We start from the raw sequence: 18,968 nt of genomic DNA on the forward strand, positions 1-18,968 counted from the left end.
CGGTGATCGGCGCCTGGCCGAGGCTGGCCGCCGTCGAGCTCGGGGGTGCGGACGCCGCGGGTGCCGTCACCCAGACCCGCAGGGGCGGCCGGACGCATGTGTCGTTCTCGATGGTGTGCGCGGTGGCAGGCACCGCCACCGAAGGCATCTCCGTCAACTCGGCGCGGCCGGAGCAGGAGAAGGCCTGGAAGCAGTACGCGGGCGACGTGGCAGCCACCCTGATCCTGGAAGCGATCCGGTTGGCATGGCCCAGTCCGCCCAGGAGACACGGATGATGCGACGGGACGGGCGGCAGCCGTGGACGCCCCCACCACCCGGCCCTGTGGAGGTGAAGGTCCCCGACAGCCTGCGCGCCCTGATCGAGATCCTCGCGGAGGAGGCCCACGACAACTGGGCCCGGCAGCGTCTGTCCGAGGGCTGGCGGTACGGGCGCAGGTTGAGCCGGCGACGCAAGAGGCACCCCCTGCTGGTCCCGTACTCCGCGCTCACCCATGCGCAGCAGGAGGCGGACCGGGTGGTCGCCATGGGGTCGGTGAAGGTGATCCTCCGCCACGGATACACCTTCCAGGAGCCCGCCGGCCAGTGAAAGGGTCGCTCCATGACGACCATCGCGGTGACCGGGCACATCGACCTGACGGCAAAGACCTCCGCCCTGGTGCGCACCGCCCTGGACGAACTGCTGCGGGGCTACACCGCCGACGGGGAACTGGTCGGGGTCTCCTGTCTCGCCAGGGGCGCCGACTCCCTCTTCGCGGAGTCCGTGCTCGCCGTCGGCGGCCGGCTGGACGTCGTCATCCCCTCCCGGGACTACCGGCACGCCCGGGTGCGGCCCGAACACGCGCCCCTGTTCGACCGTCTGGTCGAGGCCGCCCACGACATCGTCGTCCTGCCGATCGAGACCGCCGGCCGGCAGGCGTACGAGGCGGCGAACAGCGTCCTGGTGGCACGTGCCGACCGGCTCGTCGCCGTCTGGGACGGCACTCCGCCCACCGGCAGAGGGGGCGGCACCGCCGACACCGTGCTCGAAGCCCGGGCGGCGGGCATCCCCGTCGACGTGGTGTGGCCCGACGGGGCCGAGCGCACCCGCCGGGAGCACCACGAGGGCGCCGCCGACGGGTGCGCGGGTCCGGGTTGCTCATGATCGTGAACCGGGATCGGCGCAGGACACGCTGAACGAACGGCAGTTGAACTGCGGTGACGCCGATCCTGGACCAGCTCCTCACGGAAGTTCTTCCGTCTGGCAGAAGCCGTCTTGCGGAGCCACCGCCGGCGTCAGGACGCTGAGTCCAACCACGGCACGCGGGGCGACGAAGCCCCGCCGACAGGGACGGGACCGCCAATGCCGCACATGACCGCCTTCGCCAGGAACCAGTGGTACGTCGCCGCCTACAGTCACGAGGTCGGCCGTGAGCTGCTCGGCCGGACGATCCTCGGTGAGCCCCTCGTCTTCTACCGCACCGAGGACGACGGCACCGCCGTGGCACTGCACGACCGGTGTGTGCACCGGCGGTTCCCGCTCTCCGAGAGCCGGCTCGACGGGGACCGGATCGTGTGCGGTTACCACGGCTTCACCTACGACACGACGGGCAGCTGCGTGTACGTGCCGGGGCAGAAACGCATCCCCCGCACCGCCCGCGTCGCCTCGTACCCGGTGGTCGAGCAGGACGCGCTGGTGTGGGTGTGGATCGGCGACCCGGCCCTCGCGGACCCGCAGGTCATCCCCCGGGCCCCGCACCTCGCCTCCCCCGAGTGGGTCACCGTCAGCGGTATGGAGCCGATCGACGCCGACTACGGCCTCCTCGTCGACAACCTCCTCGACCTCTCCCACGAGACGTATCTGCACGGCGGTTACATCGGCTCACCCGAGGTCGCCGAGACGCCGATCACCACGGAGGTCGACGAGGGCGCGGGCGTCGTACGGGTGAGCCGGCACATGGACGACGCCGAGTGCCCGCCGTTCTACGCCAGGTCGACCGGCATCGCGGGCCGGATCACGCGCTGGCAGGACATCGAATACCACGCGCCCTGCCTCTACCTCCTGCACAGCCGCATCGCCCCGGTCGGCGTGCTCCCCGAGGAGGACGGCAGCGACCCGAACGGCTTCCACACCGAGATCACCTACGCCATCACGCCCTCCTCGGACGGCAAGGTGTACGACTTCTGGGCGGTCTCGCGCGACTGGGCCACGGACGACGCCGAGGTCACCGAGTTCCTGCGGGCCAACAACCACACCGTGGTCATGCAGGACGTGGACGCCCTGAACCTCCTTCAGCGGACGCTGGGTTCGGAGCGCGCCGGCTACCAGGAGCTGAGCATCAACATCGACACCGGCGGTCTCGCCGCCCGCCGTATCCTCGCCCGGCTGGTCGAGGAGGGCGCCAAGCCGGTGGAGAGGGTCCAGTGACCGCTCCGACCGGCGAGGTCTACCGCATCGACTGGCTGCCGGGCACCGACATCCTGCACGGCACCTGCCACTGCGGACGCGAGCACACCTCGCAGGATCCGATCGAGATGTGGGAGTGGATGCTCGCCCATCCCCGGGGGCACGCACTCGACGAGCCGCAAGGAAACAGCTCATGACCGCATACGAAGCCGAACTCGTCGTCGACCGGCGGGAGTTCGCGGCCGACGGCGTGCTCGCCCTCACCCTGCGCCACCCGCTCGGCGAGCGACTGCCGGCCTGGGAGCCGGGCGCCCACATCGACGTCGTGCTCGGCCCCGGCCTGGAGCGCCAATACTCGCTGTGCGGCGACCCGGCGGACCGCACGGCATGGCGGATCGCGGTACTGCGCGAGCCGGACGGGCGGGGCGGATCGGCGTATGTGCACGAGCAGTTGGGGCAGGGCGACAAGGTGCGGGTGCGCGGACCGCGCAACCACTTCCGCCTGGAGCCGGCCCCCCGCTATTGCTTCGTCGCGGGCGGCATCGGCATCACCCCTCTCCTGCCGATGCTCGCCGCGGCGGATGCTGCGGGCGCGGAGTGGAGCCTGCTCTACGGCGGTCGCACCCGCAACTCCCTCGGGTTCACGGAGGAGTTGAGCCGCTACGGCGATCGCGTCACCGTCGCTCCGCAGGACGAGGTCGGGCTGCTCGACCTGCCGTCCGTCCTGGACGGCGTGCCCGAAGGCACCCTCGTCTACTGCTGCGGTCCCGGACCGCTGCTCGACGCGGTCGAGGCCCGCTGCCCCGGCGGCATCCTGCACCTGGAGCGGTTCCAGCCGAAGGTCCAGGAGGCGGGCGCCGACGGCGAGTTCGACGTCGTGCTGGAGCGGAGCGGAAGGACGGTCACCGTCCCGGTGGGCGTGTCCGTGCTCGACACCGTGCGCGCCGCCGGGGTCGAGGTGCTGTTCTCCTGCACCGAGGGCACCTGCGGGACCTGTGAGACGGACGTCCTCGACGGCACCCCGGACCACCGGGACTCGGTGCTGAGCGAGGAGGAGCGGGCGGCCGGGGAGACCATGCTCATCTGTGTCTCGCGCTGTCTGGGGAAGCGGCTCGTGCTGGATCTGTGATCCGCAGGTCGGCCTCGATCCCGGCGACGGCCGTGAGCAGTTGCGGCAGCAACTCCCGGCGGACCGAGTCCAGGGAGTTGCGGCCCGCGTGCACGGGGATGTTCACGGCCGCCACCACCGCGCCGTCCCGGTCCCGCACCGGGGCGGCGACCGAGCGCAGTCCTTCCTCCAACTCCTGGTCCACGATGGCGTATCCCTGCCGCCGCACCCGGCGCAGCTCGTCCCGCAGCAGCGTCGGCGAGGTGAGCGTGCGGGCGGTCAGCGGGCGCAACTCGGCGCGGGCGAGCCGCTGTTCGATCTCCTCGTCGCCCAGGTGGGCGAGGATGACCCGGCCCACGGAGGTCAGATGGGCCGGGAAGCGGGTGCCGACGGTGATGGCCGCGGCCATGATGCGGCGGGTGGGCACCCGGGCGACGTAGACGACGTCGTCGCCGTCGAGGACGCACAGCGAGGACGACTCCTGTGTGCGGTCGGCGAGTTGTTCCAGATGCCGTTGCGCGATCTGAGGGAGTGTCAGTCCGGCGAGGTAGGCGTAGCCGAGTTCCAGCACGCGCGGGGTGAGCCGGAACAGTCGGCCGTCGGTGTGGACGTACCCGAGGTCGGCCAGGGTCAGCAGGAAGCGGCGGGCCGCCGCGCGGGTGAGGTCGCAGCTGCGGGCGACCTGACTCAGTGTCATCTCCACGTTGTCGGCGTCGAAGGCGCGGATGACGGCGAGGCCGCGCTCGAACGACCGGACGAAGTGGGGCTCGCGAGCGGCCGCAGGCATCGTCGCCTCCAGGGGGATGCACCGGGTGCACTCTTCGGACACGCCAAGAGCGCACTTCGATAACTGTCAACAATATTGTGAGCATTAGGCATTGACCCGGCGGTGCCGGGGCTCTACGTTCCCGCTCAGCACCAATTGAGCACCACTGTGCGGTCTGCGCACAGCCTGTCGGAACAACGTCGTCTGCACAGGAGTTGCCATGCGTCGTCTGCTCGTCGGCCTCGCGGCCGGAACAGTGCTGGTCGCCGCGTCGGCCTGCGGTTCGTCCGGCAACGGAGCGTCGGACAAGTCCAGTTCGTCCACCGGGACCACCACGGTCAAGGTCGGGGTCATCCCCATCGTCGATGTCGCCCCGCTCTACCTCGGCCAGAAAGAGGGCTTCTTCAGCAAGCACGGCCTGAAACTGTCGATGACGCTCGCGCAGGGCGGCGCGGCCATCGTGCCGGGTGTGGTCAGCGGCCAGTTCCAGTTCGGCTTCTCCAACATGACCTCACTGATGCTCGCCCAGAGCAATGACGTCCCGGTGAAGGCCATCGCCAACGGTGTCGCCTCAACTGGCGTGTCGGGCAAGGACTTCGGCGCCCTCGTCGTCAAGAAGGGCAGCACCCTGAAGTCCGCGAAGGAGCTGGAGGGCAAGAAGGTCGCGGTCAACACGCTGAAGAACATCAACGAGACGGCCGTACGCGAATCCGTCCGCAAGGCCGGCGGCGACCCGGACAAGGTGAAGTTCGTCGAGCTGGCCTTCGACCAGATGCCGGCCGCGCTCGACAAGGGCCAGATCGACGCCGCGATGGCCGTCGAACCCGCGCTCACCACGATGCTGAGCCAGGGCGCCCAGCAGATCGCCTGGCCGCTGGTCGACGTCGCGCCGAACCTCACCGTCGCCATGTACTTCACGTCGACGGCGTACGCGACCAAGAACCCGGACGTGGTCAAGAAGTTCCAGGAGGCCACCGCCGAGTCCCTGGCCTACGCCGACGCCCACCCGGACGAGGTACGCCAGATCGTCGCCACCTACACCAAGGTCCCGGCGAGTGTGCTGGCCAAGGTGATCCTGCCCAAGTGGCCGGCCGATCCGAACCGTTCGTCGATCGAGGCACTGGAGAAGCTGAGCGAGACCGACGGCCTCTTCAAGAAGACCCCCGACCTGAACACGCTGCTCCCGTGAAAGGACTGAACACCGCACTCGGTGCGGGCGGACTCGCGGCCTTCCTCGCCCTCGGCGAGGTCGTGCCGCGCGTCGGCATCGTCAAGGAGGCCTACTTCCCGCCGACCAGCCGCATCGCGTCCGCGTTCTGGGACGAGATGAAGGACGGCGCGTTCTGGTCGGCGCTCGGCGACACCCTCACCGGCTGGGCCCTGGGCCTCGCGATCGCCGTCGGCGCGGGAATCGTCGCGGGCGTCCTCCTCTCCGTCGTCCCGTACCTCCGCGAGGCGACGGCGTCGACGGTCGAGTTCCTGCGCCCGATCCCGTCGGTCGCCCTCATCCCCCTCGCGGTGCTGTTGTACGGCACCGAACTGAGGTCGGTGCTGTTGCTCGTCGTCTACGCCTCCTTCTGGCAGATCCTGATCCAGGTCCTCTACGGCGTCCAGGACGTCGACCCGGTCGCCGAGGAGACGGCGCGGTCCTACGGTCTCGGCACCTGGGCGCGGGTGCGGCACGTGCTGTGGCCGAGCGCGCTGCCGTACGTCATGACGGGCGTGCGGCTGGCGGCGGCCGTCGCGCTGATCCTGACCATCACCGCCGAACTGGTCATCGGAGCACCGGGGTTGGGCGCGACCATCATGGTCGCGCAGAGCTCGCAGGCCGTGCCCGAGATGTACGCGCTGATCGTGGTGACCGGTCTGCTCGGGCTCGTCATCAACGTGGGCGCGCGTACGGTGGAACGGCGGGCGCTGGCCTGGCACCAGTCGGTGCGCGGGGAGGTGACGGTGTGAGGCGCGCTCTGCTCCGGCTGCTGTTCGTGGTCGCGCTCCCGGCGGTGCTGCTCACCGTCTGGTGGCTGGCGTCGGACGGCAGCACCAATGTGTTCTGGCCACCGCTGCGGACCATCCTCAAGACCTTCCCGGACGTGTGGACCGCCGACCGGTTCAGGACGGACGTACTGCCCAGCGTGCTGCGGCTGACGGCCGGTTACGCCGCGGCGGCCGTCGCCGGCGTCGCGCTCGGCACGGTCATCGGCTCCTACCGGCGGGTGCGCGCGGTGTGCGAACCGGTCCTGGAGTTCCTCCGCGCGGTACCGCCGCCCGTCCTCGTCCCGGTCATCATGCTGTTCGCGGGCATCGGCGACACCATGAAGATCGTCGTCATCGCGAGCGGCTGCGTCTGGCCGATCCTCCTCAACACGGTCGAGGGCGTCCGCGCGGTCGACCCGGTCATGAAGGAGACGGCCCTCTCCTACGGCATCACGGGCAGCGCCCGCCTGCGGAGCCTGGTGCTGCGCTCGGCGAGCCCGCAGATCTTCACCGGGCTGCGCCAGGCGCTGTCCATCGGGATCATCCTCATGGTCATCAGCGAGATGTTCGCGGGCACCGACGGACTGGGCTACACCGTCGTCCAGTTCCAGCGCAGTTTCGCGGTGCCCGACATGTGGACCGGCATCCTCGTTCTCGGGATGCTGGGATTCCTGCTCTCCGTCGTCTTCCAGATGGTCGAGCGGCGGGTGCTCGGCTGGTACCACGGCCTGCGCGCGGCCACCCGCCGGTCCCCGTGAACATCGTGAAAGGGCGGTCCATGCTCGACGTACGCGGCCTGAACAAGGTCTACGAGGGTTCCGGCCGACGGGTGGAGGCGGTGCGGGACCTCACCTTCACCGTCGACGCCGGCGAACTCGTCTGTCTCGTCGGCCCGTCGGGCTGCGGCAAGACCACCCTGCTCAAGTGCATGGGCGGACTGCTCACCCCGACCGCGGGCGAAGTCCTGCTGAGCGGACGGAAAGTGAGCGGTCCGCCGCCCGGAATGGCGTTCGTGTTCCAGGAGTACGGGCGCAGCCTGTTCCCCTGGATGCGGGTCGGCGAGAACGTCGAACTGCCGTTGAAGCAAAAGGCCTTGAGCAAGTCCCGGCGACGGGAACTGGTCGCGGACGCGCTGGAGTCGGTGGGGCTGGCGGAAGCCGCGGGGGCTTATCCGTGGCAACTCTCCGGCGGTATGCAGCAGCGGGTCGCGATCGCCCGCGCGCTGGCGTACGAGCCCGAAGTCCTGCTGATGGACGAGCCGTTCGCGGCGGTCGACGCCCAGACCCGGGCCGATCTGGAGGACCTGGTACGGGGGTTGTGGCGGGAGCGCGGCATCACGATCCTCTTCGTGACCCACGACATCGACGAGGCCGTGTACCTGGGCGAGCGGGTGGTCGTCCTGTCCGCGTCCCCGACCGTCGTGCAGGAGCAGCTGAAGGTCGATCTGCCCGTGGAGCGCGACCAGTTGCACACCCGGGTCGCCCCGCGCTTCGCCGAACTGCGGACCCATGTGTACGAGCAGATCCAGGCGGCGAAGCGCGGAACCCTCCCGGTTCAGGACCGGCTCACGAAGTCTGATACGCCTCCACTTCGCTGAACTGCGCCGCCGGCCAGCCGGTGTTGGCGCTGACGTTGAGCCGCAGATAGCGCAGGTTCGTGCCGCTCGGCAGGGCCACCGTCACCGTGTTGCCGGTCGCCGGGTCGAAGCGGTAGCCGGTGGCGCCGACGACGGTCGAGTAGGTCGAGCCGTCGATGCTGCCCAGCACGGCGACGGTCTGCGTGCGCGCGCTCCACGCGGACGCCGGCGGCAGCTTCAGCACCACCCTGCGGACGGCCTGCGCCGAGCCGAGGTCCACCGTCCAGGCCTGCGGGAAGGCGTTGTTGGCGGACTCCCAGTAGGAGTTGGCGTCGCCGTCGACCGCTTTGCCGGGCGTGTAGACGTCCTGCGAGCCGGTCGCCGTGGCCGGGCGGCCCTTGGCGAGGTTGGTGTTCTGGTCCGGGGGCGGGTTGCCCTGGCCGGGCTGCGGCCAGGTCGAGCAGTCCGACCAGGTGCTGCTCCAGCCGGAGTTGCCGCCGCCGTCGGTGATGTTGAAGGTGCCGGAGCCTGACGGGTAGGGGCAGTTGTAGATGCCGGCCGCACCGACGCCGGTGGCCTGTACGTTGCTGAACTTCGCCGCGCCCTGCGCCTCCGCCTGGACGACGACCGTGCCGGTGTTCTGCACGGTCGCACCGCTGACGGTGACGTTGCCGGTCGAGTAGCCGTGCCCGCCGCCGGACACGAACTCGAAGGCGCTGTAAGGGCTGTTGGTGATGGTCGTGTTGGTGATGTTGACGGTGGCGTTGACCGCGCTGTCGTAGGAGTCGACGCGCAGCGCGCCCATGGGGTGGTTCCAGTTGGGGTTGATCGCGCCGGTGCGGACGAGGGTGTTGCCCTCGACCGTGATGGTGCCGGCGAGGGGGTAGAAGGGGTCGAGGAACTTCTGGTTGGAGATCGCGATGCCGCTGCCGAGGGCGTTGGTGTCGGAGATCAGGTTGTTGCGGACCGTGATGTTCGTGCCGCCGTAGATCGCGATGCCGTTGGCGAGGTTCGGCTGCGAGATGGTGTTGTTCTCGAAACCGCTGTTGGTGTCCGGCGAGTTGAGCGACCACATGGCGAGGGAGTCGTCGCCCTGGTTGCGCAGGAAGTTGTTGCGGACGATCACGCCGTGGGCGGTGCCGTTGAGGTTGAGGCCGTCGGCGGTGGTGTCGAGGATCCGGTTGTTCTCGACGACGAGGTTGTCGTTGTTGCCGGTCAGCCAGAAGCCGCACTTGAGGTGCTGGATCCACATCCCGGAGACCGAACTCCCGGGCCCGAGCGACCCGTTGACGAAGTTGTCCGGGTTGGAGTCGACGCGCTCGGTGACCTCGCCGATGACCGCGAAGTCCTTGATGTGGACGCCGCCGGAGGAGCCGGACTGGTCGATGAAGCGCGAGGTGTGCACGACCGAGTACCACTGACCGGCGCCCTGGAGTGTCACGTTCTGTACGCCGCTGAGGGAGGAGGTGAGCCGGTAGTCGCCCGGCGGGATCCACACCACTCCCCCTTGGGCGGCGGAGATGGCGTCCCGGAAGGCCTGGGTGGAGTCGCCCGCGCCGCTGGGGTCGGCGCCCCTGGAGACCACGGACACCGAACCGGCCGGCTGTGCGGCGGCCCCGGCGACCTGCTCGAAGTCGGCGACGTCGACGGTGACCTGGGTGCCCGTCGCGACGAACGCGACCTTGTCGCCCTGCTGCACGTTCTGGCCGAGCAGGAGACGGGAGTCGTCGAAGAAGTGGTGTGTCTTGGCGCCCGCGATCCAACTGGTGTCGACGTACGAGTACTTGGAGGTGACGGCGAGGGTTTTGGCGATCTTGGTGCCGTTGACGTACACGTCGAGGCTGCCGCTCTGCCCGTCCGGAACGCTGTAGGACACGTTCACGGCGTTCGCCGCCCGCGGCACGGTGAACTCGATCCGCTGCCCGGAGTCGAGCCGCACGGCCTGCCGCCCGGAGGCCTCGGAGGCGAGGGTCCCCTGGGTGTAGTCGGGGCCGATCCTGGTGCCGGTGAAGGTGGCGGACTCGGCCTCGACGGAGGTGAAGGGGAGGGAGGCGCCGGAGGCCGCGTGGGCGGCGGCGGGGGTCAGGACGACGAGCATGCCCGCGGCGAGCGCGACGGCCGCACCGATACTTGGCATGCGCCTGACAGATTTGAGCATGGTGCTGTGCATGTGCTGATCCCTTCGAGGTGGGGGTACGGGGATAGCGGGATGCGGGGTGGCTGTCGGCCGGCGACTGGCGACTGGCCGCCGTCGACCGTTGATCGTCGACTGTCGGCAGTCGACCGTCGGCGTTACGCGGCGTGCAGCCAGGCCGCCGTGTCCTGCGGCAGCCGTCCCTGGTCGTCCAGGGGGCCGCTGGTGAGCAGCAGTTCGGTGTGCGCGGGGAGGTCGGCGGGCGTGTCCGAGAGGTTGACCACGCACGTCGCGCCGTCCGCGCGGGCGAAGGCGAGGACGCCGTCAGGGGCGGGCAGCCAGGTGAGGGGGCCGTCGCCGAAGGCCGGACGGAGGCTGATCGCCTCGCGGTAGAGGTTGAGCATGGAGTCGACGGTCTGCTGCTGACGGTCGACCGCATACGATGTCCAGCCGGCCGGCTGCGGAAGCCAGGGCTCGCCGCGCGAGCCGAAGCCCGCGTACGGCGCGTCGGCCACCCACGGGAGTGGAACCCGGCAGCCGTCGCGGCCGGGGTCGGTGCCGCCCGACCGCAGGTACATCGGATCTTGTATGCGGTCGACCGGAAGCTCGACCTCGGGCAGCCCCAGCTCCTCCCCCTGGTAGAGGTAGACGACGCCGGGCAGGGCCAGCGACAGCAGCGCCGCCGCTCTGGCGCGCCGGGTGCCGAGGGCGAGGTCGGTCGGGGTGCCGAAGGCCTTGGTGGCGAAGTCGAAGCCGGTGTCGGCGCGGCCGTAGCGGGTGACCGTGCGGGTCACGTCGTGGTTGCACAGGACCCAGGTCGCGGGGGCGCCGATCGGGGCGTGCTCGGCGAGGGTCTCGTCGATCGAGGCGCGCAGCCGGTCCGGGTCCCAGGGGCAGGACAGGAAGGCGAAGTTGAAGGCGGTGTGCAGTTCGTCGGGGCGGAGGTAGCGGGCGAAGCGTTCGGTGTCGGGGAGCCAGACCTCGCCGACGAAGACGGCGCCGTACTCGTCGGCGACGGCCCGCCAGGCTCGGTAGATGTCGTGGAGTTCGTCGCGGTCGACGAAGGGGTTCGGGTCGCGGCCCTCGACGAAGTCGGGCAGTGCGGGGTCCTTGGCGAGCAGCGCGGCCGAGTCGATGCGCACTCCGGCGACGCCGCGTTCGAACCAGAAGCGCAGGATGTCCTCGTGTTCCTGGCGGACGGCCGGGTGGGCCCAGTTGAGGTCGGGCTGTTCGGGGGTGAACAGGTGGAGGTACCAGTCGCCGTCGGGGAGGCGGGTCCACACGGGTTCGGTGGAGCCGGCGAACTGGGACGGCCAGTCGTTGGGCGGGAGTTCGCCGTGTGCGCCGCGTCCCGGGCGGAAGTGGAAGAGGTCGCGCTCGGGGCCGCCGGCGAGGGCGGCACGGAACCACGGGTGCTGGTCGGAGACGTGGTTGGGCACGATGTCGACGATCGTGCGGATGCCCAACTCCCGTGCCTCACTGATGAGTTTCTCGGCCTCGGCGAGCGATCCGAAGGCCGGGTCGATGGCGCGGTAGTCGGCGACGTCGTAGCCGCCGTCCTTCATCGGTGACAGGTACCAGGGGTTGAACCACAGGGCGTCCACGCCGAGTTCGGCGAGGTAGGGCAGTCTGGAGCGGACGCCCGCGAGGTCGCCGGTGCCGTCGCCGTCGCCGTCCGCGAAGCTGCGGACGTACACCTGGTAGATGACGGCGGAGCGCCACCAGTCGTGGCTGAGGGCAGGGGTGGGCTGTCCCACTGTGCTGGCCTTTCTGTCGGAGGGCGTCGAGGGGCGGTGTCAGCCCTTCGTGCTGCCCGCGCTGATCCCGGCGATGATGTGGCGCTGGAAGACCAGGAACATGGCGACCATGGGAATGCTCGCGATCACCATCGCGGCAATGAGCACGGTCAGTTGGATGTTCTGCGACAGCTGGACGAGTGCCACGCTGATCGGCTGTTTGTCGGTGTCGGAGAAGACCATCAGCGGCCACAGGAAGTCCTGCCACACGGCGACCAGGGCGAAGATCGAGACGACGCCGAGCACGGGCCGGGACATGGGCAGCACGATGGACCACAGGATGCGGAGTTTTCCGGCGCCGTCGATCTCGGCGGCCTCCATGACGTCGCGCGGGAGTTGGTCGAAGAACCGTTTGAGGAGATACAGGTTGAAGGCGTTGGCGACGGCCGGCAGCCAGATGCCGAGGGGGCTGTTGAGCAGGCTGGTGTGGATCAGCGGGAGGTCGGCGACGGTCAGGTACTTCGGTACGACCAGCGCCTGGGCGGGGACCATCAGCGTCGCCAGGATGCCGCCGAGGATCAACTTGCCGAAGGCGGGCTTCAGTTTGGACAGGGCGTAGGCGGCGGCCGTGCACAGGACCAGCTGGAAGGCCCAGGCGCCGGCGGCCTGGACGACCGTGTTCCACAGGTGCTCCGGGAGCTGCATCAGGTCCCAGGCGTCCGTGTAGCCGCTGAGGTGCCAGTGCTTGGGGATGATCGTGGGCGGGGTCTGCGCCACCTCGTCCGGCGACTTCATCGCGCCGGTGACCATCCAGTAGACGGGGAAGAGGAAGGCGACGGCGAAGAGGACGACGACGCCGGTGAACACGGTCCAGTAGACGGCCCTGCCGCGGGGCCTGGCGAGCGCTGCCGGGGAGAGAAGTGTGCGGGTGCTCACAGGTCGTCCTCTCCGGAGCGGGTCAGCCGCAGATAGACGGCGGAGAAGACGCCGAGCAGCACGAGGAGCATGACGCTGAGCGCGCAGGCACCGCCGAAGTCGTTGTAGAGGAAGGCGTATTTGTAGATCAGGTAGAGGATGGTGACGGTGGCGCTCTCCGGGCCGCCGCCCGTGATGACGAACGGCTCCGTGAACACCTGCATCGTGGCGATGATCTGAAGGAGCATCAGCATCAGGATGACGAACCGGGTCTGAGGGATCGTCACGTACCGCACGCGTTGCAGAAGGCTCGCGCCGTCGAGTTCGGCGGCCTCGTACAGCTCGCCGGGGATGGACTGGAGCGCGGCCAGGTAGATGAGGACCGTGCCGCCCATGTTGGCCCAAGTGGCCACGATCACCAGGGAGATGAGGGCGGTGTCGGTGCCGTTGGACCAGTTCGAGGTGGGCAGGTGCAGGAAGCGCAGCGTCTCGTTGGCGAGGCCCGCTCCGGGATCGTAGAACCATTTCCACAGCAGGGCGGTGACCACCGGCGGGATCATCACGGGGAGGTAGACGACGATCCTGAAGAACGCCTTCCAGTGCCTCAACTCGTTGAGGACCAGGGCGAGTACGAACGGGATCGCGAAGCCGATGAGCAGGGCCAGCAGGGTGAAGACGAGGGTGTTGCGCCAGGCGGCGGTGAACTCGGGATCGTGCCAGACGCGGGTGAAGTTGGCGGTGCCGACCCACTCGGGCGAGGAGCCGGGCGTGTACTTCTGGAAGGCGATCACGACGGCGCGGATCGCCGGGTACCAGGAGAACAGGGCGAAGCAGACGAGGCCGCCGATGAGGAAGGCGTAGGCGCGGGCCTGGTCGAGGAGGCGGCGCCGCCTCCGGTCCCCTGCCGGGGGCGGCGCCTCGACCTGTCGTACCGCCGTCGTCCGGGCGGGACTCCGGGTGGCCGTCCGGGTCATCGGGTCAGCCCCGGGCCAGGATGCCGTCGATCTTTCCGGAGGCGTCCTTCAGGAGTTGGTCGATGTTCGCGTCCTTCTTGGTGAGGACGGCGGAGACGGCCGAGTCGAGGACGGAGTAGATCTGCTGGGCGTCCGGCGGCTCGATCTTCATCTGGAGGGACTGGTTGCCGTCCAGGAAGGCCTGGTAATTCGCCACCGGGACATTGGAGTTGGCCTTCTTGACCTGCTGGTCCTTGGCGTCGGCGGCGCCGGTGAACAGCCGCGGTTCGGGCAGTCCGACGGGTGCGTTGGCCTTCTTGGCGCGGGCGTAGTCGCCGAGGAAGCCGCTGCCCGGGGTGAGGAACATGCTGTCGAGCCACTTGAGGCCGGCGCGGATCTGGGCGGGCGTGTCGTGCTTGTTGAACATGTAGCCGTCGCCGCCGATGAGCGTGCCCTGGCCGCCGGGCATCGGGCCGAGGGCGAGGTCGTCGTAGTTGCCGCCCTTCTCCTTGACCAGGATCGGGATGTTGTCCGGCGCGGAGAGGTACATGCCGAGCTTGCCCGAACCCATCAGCTGCTGCACGTCGTTGATGACCAGGAGCTGCTTGCTGCCCATCGAGTTGTCGGTCCACCGCATGTCGTGCAGGTTCTGCAGTACGGCGTGACCCTGAGGCGTGTCGATGGTCGCCTTCTTGCCGTCGGCGCTGACGACGTCGCCGCCCTGGGAGTACATCTCGGCGGTGAAGTGCCAACCCCCTTGGTTCTGGGCGCTGTAGTCGGCGTAGCCGATGGTGCCGTTGCCGAGCGCGGCTATCTTCTTGGCGTCGGCGCGGACCTCGGCCCAGGTCGTCGGCGCCTTGTCGGGGTCGAGGCCGGCCTGCTGGAAGAGCTTGCGGTTGTAGATCAGGCCCATCGAGTAGCCGGTGCGCGGGATGCCGTAGATCTTGCCGTCGACGGTGTAGATGTCACGCAGCTGCTTCTGCAGCGTGTCGTAACTCTTCAACTCCTTGATGTACGGCGTGAGATCGGCGGCCTGGTTGATGTTCACGACGTGCTTGGCGTCGGTGAAGTACGTGTAGAACACGTCCTCCATCTGGCCGCCGGCGAGTTTGGCGTCGAAGGTCTTCGGGTCCTGGCAGGGGAACGCGTCGTGGGTGACGACGTCGATGTCGGTGTTCTTCTTCTCGAAGGCCGCGACGTCGGAGTCGAAGAACTTGCGGTCGACCTTGGCGCTCTTGGGCGGCTCGCAGTTGACCGTGATGCGTGTCTTGCCGCTCGCCGAGTCGTCGCCGGACCCGCAGGCGGAGGCAGTGAGCGCGAGAGAACAGACGCCGATCGCGGCGAAGGTGCGGCGGAACCCGGTGCTTCTCATCGGTGGACCCCTCTGGGCAGGAGCGGTGGGCGCCCACACTCAAGCACCGCCGACATCTCTCCGCAAGATGTCGCGCAGAATCTGTAATTATTCGACAGCAGGACGCCTGTCAGCTGCGTGGGGCTTGCGCGGTGGAACCCCTGACCACCAGTTCCGGTTCGAAGAGCAGCTCTTCGGCGGGTACGACGGCGCCGCCGACCTGTGAGTTCAGGAGCTCCACGGCTGCCCGGCCCATGGCCTCGATGGGCTGGCGGACGGTGGTCAGCGGGGGCTCGGTGCAGTTCATGAATGCGGAGTCGTCGTAGCCGACGACGGAGATCTGTGACGGGACGTCAAGTCCCTTGCGGCGGGCGGCCCTTACCGCGCCGAGAGCGAGCGGGTCGCTGGCGCAGATGATGCCGGTGACACCCCGGTCGATCAGCCGGGAGGCCGCCGCGTGGCCGCCCTCGATGGAGAAGATGGCGCGCGCGACGAACTCGTCGGGCAGGTCCGGGGACAGGGCCCGCGCGGCGGTCAACTTCCTTGCCGACGGCATGTGGTCGGCGGGTCCGAGGACCAGCCCGATGCGCTCGTGGCCGAGGGAGGCGAGGTGGCGCCAGGCCTGCTCGACGGCGACCGCGTCGTCGCAGGAGACGGCGGGGAAACCGAGGTGGTCGATGGCCGCGTTGAGCAGGACGACCGGGATGTTGCGTTCGGCGAGCAGCCGGTAGTGGTCGTGCGGTGCGTCCGCCTGGGCGTACAGGCCGCCGGCGAACACGACCCCGGAGACCTGTTGTTGCAGCAGCAGCGTCACATAGTCGGCTTCGGAGACCCCGCCCTTGGTCTGGGTGCAGAGCACCGGGGTGAGGCCGAGTTGGGCGAGCGCGCCGCCGATCACCTCGGCGAAGGCGGGGAAGATGGGGTTCTGCAGCTCGGGCAGCACCAGGCCCACCAGTCGCGCGCGTTCGCCGCGCAGTTGGGTGGGCCGCTCGTAGCCGAGGACGTCCAGGGCCGACAGCACCGACTGCCGGGTCGAGTCGGAGACTCCCGGTTTGCCGTTGAGTACCCGGCTGACCGTGGCCTCGCTGACCCCGACCTTCTTCGCCACCTCAGCAAGTCGTCGCGTCATGTGCGCAAGAATAGCGCAAGTGATGCAAGTGGTTTGCGTTATGGGGCAACCGAACGGGACGGACTCTCGACATCACGGAGTGGACCCACCCCGTCACTCGCGGCGTCACGACCCCGATGTCAGTCGTGTGCGGCCCACAGACCGCGGACATGTCCCAGGTGACGGGTCATGATCTCACGCACGGCCCGCTTGTCACGGTCCACCAGCGCGTCCAGGAGGTCCAGGTGCTCCTGGGCGGAGGCCGGCAGACGTCCCTCCTGGACGAGGGCGGTGAGCCCGTAGAGGCGGGATCGCCCCGCAGATCACCGACGACCTCGACGAGATGGGCGTTGCCGGCCAGGGCGAGCAGCCCGAGATGGAAGCGGGTGTCGGCCTCGACGTACGCGAGGAGGTCGCCGGACACGGCCGCGCCGACGATCTCCCGGGCGGCGGGGCGCAGCGCCTCCAGGGAGACGGGGTCGGCGGTCCCGGCCACCTCGACGCCGCCGCGGTGAGACCGGTGGCCACGGGCAGGAGGAGCGGTCCTGTGGCGGCGGCCACGGCGGTTCGTCCCTGGACCGCTAGGGAGCCCTTGAGCATGGCCTGGGCGCCACCCGCGGTGAGGACTCCGGGGAGGGGCCAGCCGGGGAAAGGGAGGACCTTCTCGTATGCGGCGGTGGCGAGGAGGACGGCGTCGGCGCGCACCTCGACGGGGACCTCCTGTTCGGGGCCGAGGAGGGCGTGCACGGTGAAGGAGTCACGGGGGCCGATTCTGTCGGCAGCACCGTCTCCTTCGTTCAACCTCCGCTCCACGAAGCAGACGTGATGGCCCGTCAAGTGGGTTGCACGGCCTGCCTCCACGTGAGGGGCGAGGGCGTCGCCGAGCCGCTGCCACGTCCGCCACCGGTGGTGCAGGGCTTGCGGGCGTGCGGCTGTGAGGTGCGGTCGCTCAGTCATCGTGGCCCGTTCCCTACTGCGTACGGGTGGCGTCGCCCGGGTGCAACGGCACCAGACAGGCCCGTTGGTTCGGACGGTCGTTGACGGTGACGGTGACGGTGACGGTGACGGTGACGGGGCAGTCGTAGCAGATCCCGATGCCGCGGAAGACGCCACGCGGCGCTCCCCCGACCCGGGTGGCGCGCCAGGACGTCACGCCCTCCGACCACAGTGCGGCGGCGACGGTCCGGCCCGGAAGCGCCTCGATCTCGCGGCCGTCCAGGGTGACCGTGAAGGCCGGTCCAGGGCGGCCATCGGCGAGGTCCTGCGGGGATCTTGAGCTCACTCGCCCTGCTCGTCGTCCTGGAATCGGTCGGGCCGAAAGGGTGCCATGTCGAGGTCGGGGGTCTTGCCGCCGGGCAGTTGGGCGATCAAGTGCCCGGTGCCGGTGGCGAGTCCGATGCCGGCGCCCTCGTGCTCGCAGGCGTGGACGAGCCCGGGGGTCCGGGGATCGGGTCCGATGGCGGGGAGGTGGTCCGGCAGGTGGGCGGAGAGGAGGGCGAGGCCAACTTCGGGGCCGGGTTCCTTGTCGGAGACGAGCAGGTTGCCCTCACCTGCGCCGGTCGTGCCGCCGGGCACCGGGCCGCGATCCACGATGACGACATCGAGGCCGGCCCGGGCCGCGTAGAGGGCGCAGGCTGCGCCCACCAGTCCGGCTCCGCCGACCACGGCATCGCGAGGACGTGAGCCGGCACGGGCCGGGGACACCACTCATTTCATCCAGGAGTGCTTACTGAGTCCGCTGCCCGAGGATGCAGAACTCGTTTCCCTCGGGGTCCGCCAGTACCACCCACGACTGTTCGCCCTGGCCGATGTCGACCCGCTGTGCGCCGTGCGCCACCAGACGGGCCACCTCGGCGTCCTGGTCGTCGGGCCTGAAGTCGAGATGCAGTCGGCTCTTGGACTTCTTGCTCTCGGCGAGCCGGACGAAGTCGATGCCCGGCAGGCGGTCCGGCGCCGGACGGATCTCGAACTCGTCGTCGGAGGAGTGGACCACCACCCAGCCGAGAGCCGTGGCCCACCACTGGCCCAGGGCCGCCGGATCCTCCGAGTGCACGATTACCTGTTCCCATTCCAAGGTCATCCGCAGAGCTTAGACCGGCCGACGCCCCGAAAAACAGGTGCTCAGGCCGTCAGACCCGGCTGGCGGTGGCCGTGTCGGCGGACAGTCGCTGTGCGACGTAGATCGGGACGACCGAGAGCAGGACGAGCACCGCGGCCACCACGTTGACGACCGGCGCCTGTTGGGGTCGGGTCATGTTGTTGAAGATCCAGATCGGCAGGGTCTCGATGCCGGGTCCGGCGGTGAAGGTGGTCACCACGATCTCGTCGAAGGACAGCGCGAACGCGAGCAGTCCGCCGGCCAGGAGCGCGGAGCGCACCAGCGGGAAGGTGACGTCGACGAAGGCGCGGAAGGTGTCGGCGCCCAGGTCCATCGCCGCTTCCTCGTACGACCCGGAGGTGCGCCTGAGCCGGGCGACGACGTTGTTGAAGACGACGACGATGCAGAAGGTGGCGTGTCCGACGATCACCGTGAACAGGCCGAGGCCCACGCCGAGCGGCTCAAGTACCGTGCTGAACGCCGAGTTGAGGGCGATGCCGGTGACGATGCCGGGCAGCGCGATCGGCAGCACGACCACGAAGGAGATGGCGCCGCGGCCGAAGAAGCGGTGCCGGGCGACCGCGAAGGCGATCAGGGTGCCGAGCACCAGGGCGATGGCGGTGGCGCCGAGTCCGGCCTTCACCGAGACCCAAAGGGCTGCGCGGGCGCCCGAGTTCTGCCAGGCGACGGACCACCAGTGCAGGGTCAGGGTGGACGGCGGCCAGCTCGCGCTGCGGTCCGGGTTGAGGGAGTTGACGAGGACGAGCAGGAGCGGGACGTAGATCACCGCGAAGCCGAGCCCGGCGGCCACGCGCAGGGCGATGCGTGCGGAACGGGAGAGCTGCATGACATGTCACCTCCTT

General features: G+C 69.4%; 20 protein-coding genes and 2 pseudogenes. 10 read left to right on the plus strand and 12 right to left on the minus strand.

Annotation, left to right across the window (positions count from 1 at the left end; translation table 11 throughout):
• From R6V09_RS00680 to R6V09_RS00705, 6 genes are all read left to right on the plus strand, one after another.
• Nucleotides 1-275: hypothetical protein (locus tag R6V09_RS00680; RefSeq protein WP_317879322.1), on the plus strand; the 275-nt coding region annotated here is incomplete at its 5' end.
• Nucleotides 272-586 carry a RyR domain-containing protein gene (locus R6V09_RS00685; RefSeq protein ID WP_317879323.1) on the plus strand — a complete coding sequence of 105 codons (315 nt, stop codon included), beginning with the start codon at nucleotides 272-274 and terminating at the stop codon, nucleotides 584-586. The genes R6V09_RS00680 and R6V09_RS00685, both read left to right, overlap by 4 nt.
• 12 nt (nucleotides 587-598) lie before the next feature.
• Complete coding sequence (locus R6V09_RS00690; protein ID WP_317879324.1) at nucleotides 599-1,141, plus strand: hypothetical protein; 543 nt, start codon at nucleotides 599-601, stop codon at nucleotides 1,139-1,141.
• Between the two features lie 198 nt (nucleotides 1,142-1,339).
• Entirely contained in the window at nucleotides 1,340-2,404 is a 1,065-nt protein-coding gene (locus R6V09_RS00695; protein ID WP_317879325.1) for an aromatic ring-hydroxylating dioxygenase subunit alpha, read from the plus strand.
• Complete coding sequence (locus tag R6V09_RS00700) at nucleotides 2,401-2,580, plus strand: hypothetical protein (RefSeq protein WP_317879326.1); 180 nt, start codon at nucleotides 2,401-2,403, stop codon at nucleotides 2,578-2,580. The genes R6V09_RS00695 and R6V09_RS00700 overlap by 4 nt, the downstream gene beginning before the upstream one ends.
• Nucleotides 2,577-3,512 carry a PDR/VanB family oxidoreductase gene (locus tag R6V09_RS00705; protein WP_317879327.1) on the plus strand — a complete coding sequence of 312 codons (936 nt, stop codon included), beginning with the start codon at nucleotides 2,577-2,579 and terminating at the stop codon, nucleotides 3,510-3,512. The genes R6V09_RS00700 and R6V09_RS00705 overlap by 4 nt, the downstream gene beginning before the upstream one ends.
• On the opposite strand, the gene R6V09_RS00710 is transcribed toward R6V09_RS00705, so the two are convergent.
• On the minus strand, nucleotides 3,463-4,278 hold the full coding sequence (locus R6V09_RS00710) for an IclR family transcriptional regulator domain-containing protein (RefSeq protein ID WP_317879328.1): 816 nt from the start codon (nucleotides 4,276-4,278) through the stop codon (nucleotides 3,463-3,465). The two genes, R6V09_RS00705 and R6V09_RS00710, sit on opposite strands and share 50 nt — an antisense overlap.
• Before the next feature lie 199 nt (nucleotides 4,279-4,477).
• Between R6V09_RS00710 and R6V09_RS00715 the strand changes: the two genes are divergently transcribed.
• From R6V09_RS00715 to R6V09_RS00730, 4 genes are read left to right on the plus strand one after another with little or no spacing between them, the layout of a single operon-like run.
• Nucleotides 4,478-5,446 carry an ABC transporter substrate-binding protein gene (locus R6V09_RS00715; protein ID WP_317879329.1) on the plus strand — a complete coding sequence of 323 codons (969 nt, stop codon included), beginning with the start codon at nucleotides 4,478-4,480 and terminating at the stop codon, nucleotides 5,444-5,446.
• Nucleotides 5,443-6,216, plus strand: a complete 774-nt coding sequence (locus R6V09_RS00720) for an ABC transporter permease (protein ID WP_317879330.1) — start codon at nucleotides 5,443-5,445, stop codon at nucleotides 6,214-6,216. The genes R6V09_RS00715 and R6V09_RS00720 overlap by 4 nt, the downstream gene beginning before the upstream one ends.
• Entirely contained in the window at nucleotides 6,213-6,992 is a 780-nt protein-coding gene (locus R6V09_RS00725; protein WP_317879331.1) for an ABC transporter permease, read from the plus strand. Before R6V09_RS00720 ends, R6V09_RS00725 begins: the two co-directional genes overlap by 4 nt.
• Before the next feature lie 20 nt (nucleotides 6,993-7,012).
• Complete coding sequence (locus R6V09_RS00730; RefSeq protein ID WP_317879332.1) at nucleotides 7,013-7,831, plus strand: ABC transporter ATP-binding protein; 819 nt, start codon at nucleotides 7,013-7,015, stop codon at nucleotides 7,829-7,831.
• Here R6V09_RS00730 and R6V09_RS00735 read toward each other — a convergent pair.
• From R6V09_RS00735 to R6V09_RS00785, 11 genes and pseudogenes are all read right to left on the minus strand, one after another.
• Entirely contained in the window at nucleotides 7,800-9,980 is a 2,181-nt protein-coding gene (locus R6V09_RS00735; RefSeq protein WP_317879333.1) for a discoidin domain-containing protein, read from the minus strand. The two genes, R6V09_RS00730 and R6V09_RS00735, sit on opposite strands and share 32 nt — an antisense overlap.
• Before the next feature lie 122 nt (nucleotides 9,981-10,102).
• Nucleotides 10,103-11,701, minus strand: coding sequence for a glycoside hydrolase family 13 protein (locus tag R6V09_RS00740; protein WP_317879334.1), 1,599 nt, complete (start codon nucleotides 11,699-11,701; stop codon nucleotides 10,103-10,105).
• 39 nt (nucleotides 11,702-11,740) lie between these two features.
• Nucleotides 11,741-12,616, minus strand: a complete 876-nt coding sequence (locus tag R6V09_RS00745; RefSeq protein WP_317879335.1) for a carbohydrate ABC transporter permease — start codon at nucleotides 12,614-12,616, stop codon at nucleotides 11,741-11,743.
• The gene (locus tag R6V09_RS00750) at nucleotides 12,613-13,569 is read right to left on the minus strand and encodes a carbohydrate ABC transporter permease (RefSeq protein ID WP_317879336.1); all 957 of its coding nucleotides are present in this window, start codon (nucleotides 13,567-13,569) and stop codon (nucleotides 12,613-12,615) included. The genes R6V09_RS00745 and R6V09_RS00750 overlap by 4 nt, the downstream gene beginning before the upstream one ends.
• Nucleotides 13,570-13,573: 4 nt before the next feature.
• Complete coding sequence (locus R6V09_RS00755) at nucleotides 13,574-14,920, minus strand: ABC transporter substrate-binding protein (protein ID WP_317879337.1); 1,347 nt, start codon at nucleotides 14,918-14,920, stop codon at nucleotides 13,574-13,576.
• A gap of 109 nt (nucleotides 14,921-15,029) precedes the next feature.
• A complete protein-coding gene (locus tag R6V09_RS00760) occupies nucleotides 15,030-16,028 on the minus strand; it encodes a LacI family DNA-binding transcriptional regulator (protein WP_200715892.1) in 999 nt (332 codons plus the stop codon).
• Nucleotides 16,029-16,147: 119 nt separating this feature from the next.
• Nucleotides 16,148-16,509, minus strand: a pseudogene (locus tag R6V09_RS00765) (GntR family transcriptional regulator); the annotation flags it as partial.
• Nucleotides 16,510-16,977: 468 nt separating this feature from the next.
• Nucleotides 16,978-17,289: a (2Fe-2S)-binding protein gene (locus tag R6V09_RS00770; protein ID WP_317879338.1), complete on the minus strand. Its 312-nt coding sequence runs from the start codon at nucleotides 17,287-17,289 to the stop codon at nucleotides 16,978-16,980.
• 80 nt (nucleotides 17,290-17,369) lie between these two features.
• Nucleotides 17,370-17,711, minus strand: a pseudogene (locus R6V09_RS00775) (FAD-dependent oxidoreductase); the annotation flags it as partial.
• 22 nt (nucleotides 17,712-17,733) lie between these two features.
• Nucleotides 17,734-18,087, minus strand: a complete 354-nt coding sequence (locus tag R6V09_RS00780; protein ID WP_317879339.1) for a VOC family protein — start codon at nucleotides 18,085-18,087, stop codon at nucleotides 17,734-17,736.
• Between the two features lie 49 nt (nucleotides 18,088-18,136).
• On the minus strand, nucleotides 18,137-18,952 hold the full coding sequence (locus tag R6V09_RS00785; protein ID WP_317879340.1) for an ABC transporter permease: 816 nt from the start codon (nucleotides 18,950-18,952) through the stop codon (nucleotides 18,137-18,139).
• Nucleotides 18,953-18,968 lie beyond the last annotated feature (16 nt).

The sequence above is a fragment of the Streptomyces sp. W16 genome (assembly GCF_033194735.1).
Lineage (GTDB): Bacteria > Actinomycetota > Actinomycetes > Streptomycetales > Streptomycetaceae > Streptomyces.

Bases quoted from the DNA above. Each gene is read 5' to 3' on its own strand.
- R6V09_RS00685 (WP_317879323.1), top strand. From the start codon at position 272: ATGATGCGACGGGACGGGCGGCAGCCGTGGACGCCCCCACCACCCGGC.
- R6V09_RS00690 (WP_317879324.1), top strand. From the start codon at position 599: ATGACGACCATCGCGGTGACCGGGCACATCGACCTGACGGCAAAGACC.
- R6V09_RS00695 (WP_317879325.1), top strand. From the start codon at position 1,340: ATGCCGCACATGACCGCCTTCGCCAGGAACCAGTGGTACGTCGCCGCC.
- R6V09_RS00705 (WP_317879327.1), top strand. From the start codon at position 2,577: ATGACCGCATACGAAGCCGAACTCGTCGTCGACCGGCGGGAGTTCGCG.
- R6V09_RS00710 (WP_317879328.1), bottom strand. From the start codon at position 4,278: ATGCCTGCGGCCGCTCGCGAGCCCCACTTCGTCCGGTCGTTCGAGCGC.
- R6V09_RS00715 (WP_317879329.1), top strand. From the start codon at position 4,478: ATGCGTCGTCTGCTCGTCGGCCTCGCGGCCGGAACAGTGCTGGTCGCC.
- R6V09_RS00730 (WP_317879332.1), top strand. From the start codon at position 7,013: ATGCTCGACGTACGCGGCCTGAACAAGGTCTACGAGGGTTCCGGCCGA.
- R6V09_RS00735 (WP_317879333.1), bottom strand. From the start codon at position 9,980: ATGCACAGCACCATGCTCAAATCTGTCAGGCGCATGCCAAGTATCGGT.
- R6V09_RS00750 (WP_317879336.1), bottom strand. From the start codon at position 13,569: ATGACCCGGACGGCCACCCGGAGTCCCGCCCGGACGACGGCGGTACGA.
- R6V09_RS00755 (WP_317879337.1), bottom strand. From the start codon at position 14,920: ATGAGAAGCACCGGGTTCCGCCGCACCTTCGCCGCGATCGGCGTCTGT.
- R6V09_RS00760 (WP_200715892.1), bottom strand. From the start codon at position 16,028: ATGACGCGACGACTTGCTGAGGTGGCGAAGAAGGTCGGGGTCAGCGAG.
- R6V09_RS00780 (WP_317879339.1), bottom strand. From the start codon at position 18,087: ATGACCTTGGAATGGGAACAGGTAATCGTGCACTCGGAGGATCCGGCG.
- R6V09_RS00785 (WP_317879340.1), bottom strand. From the start codon at position 18,952: ATGCAGCTCTCCCGTTCCGCACGCATCGCCCTGCGCGTGGCCGCCGGG.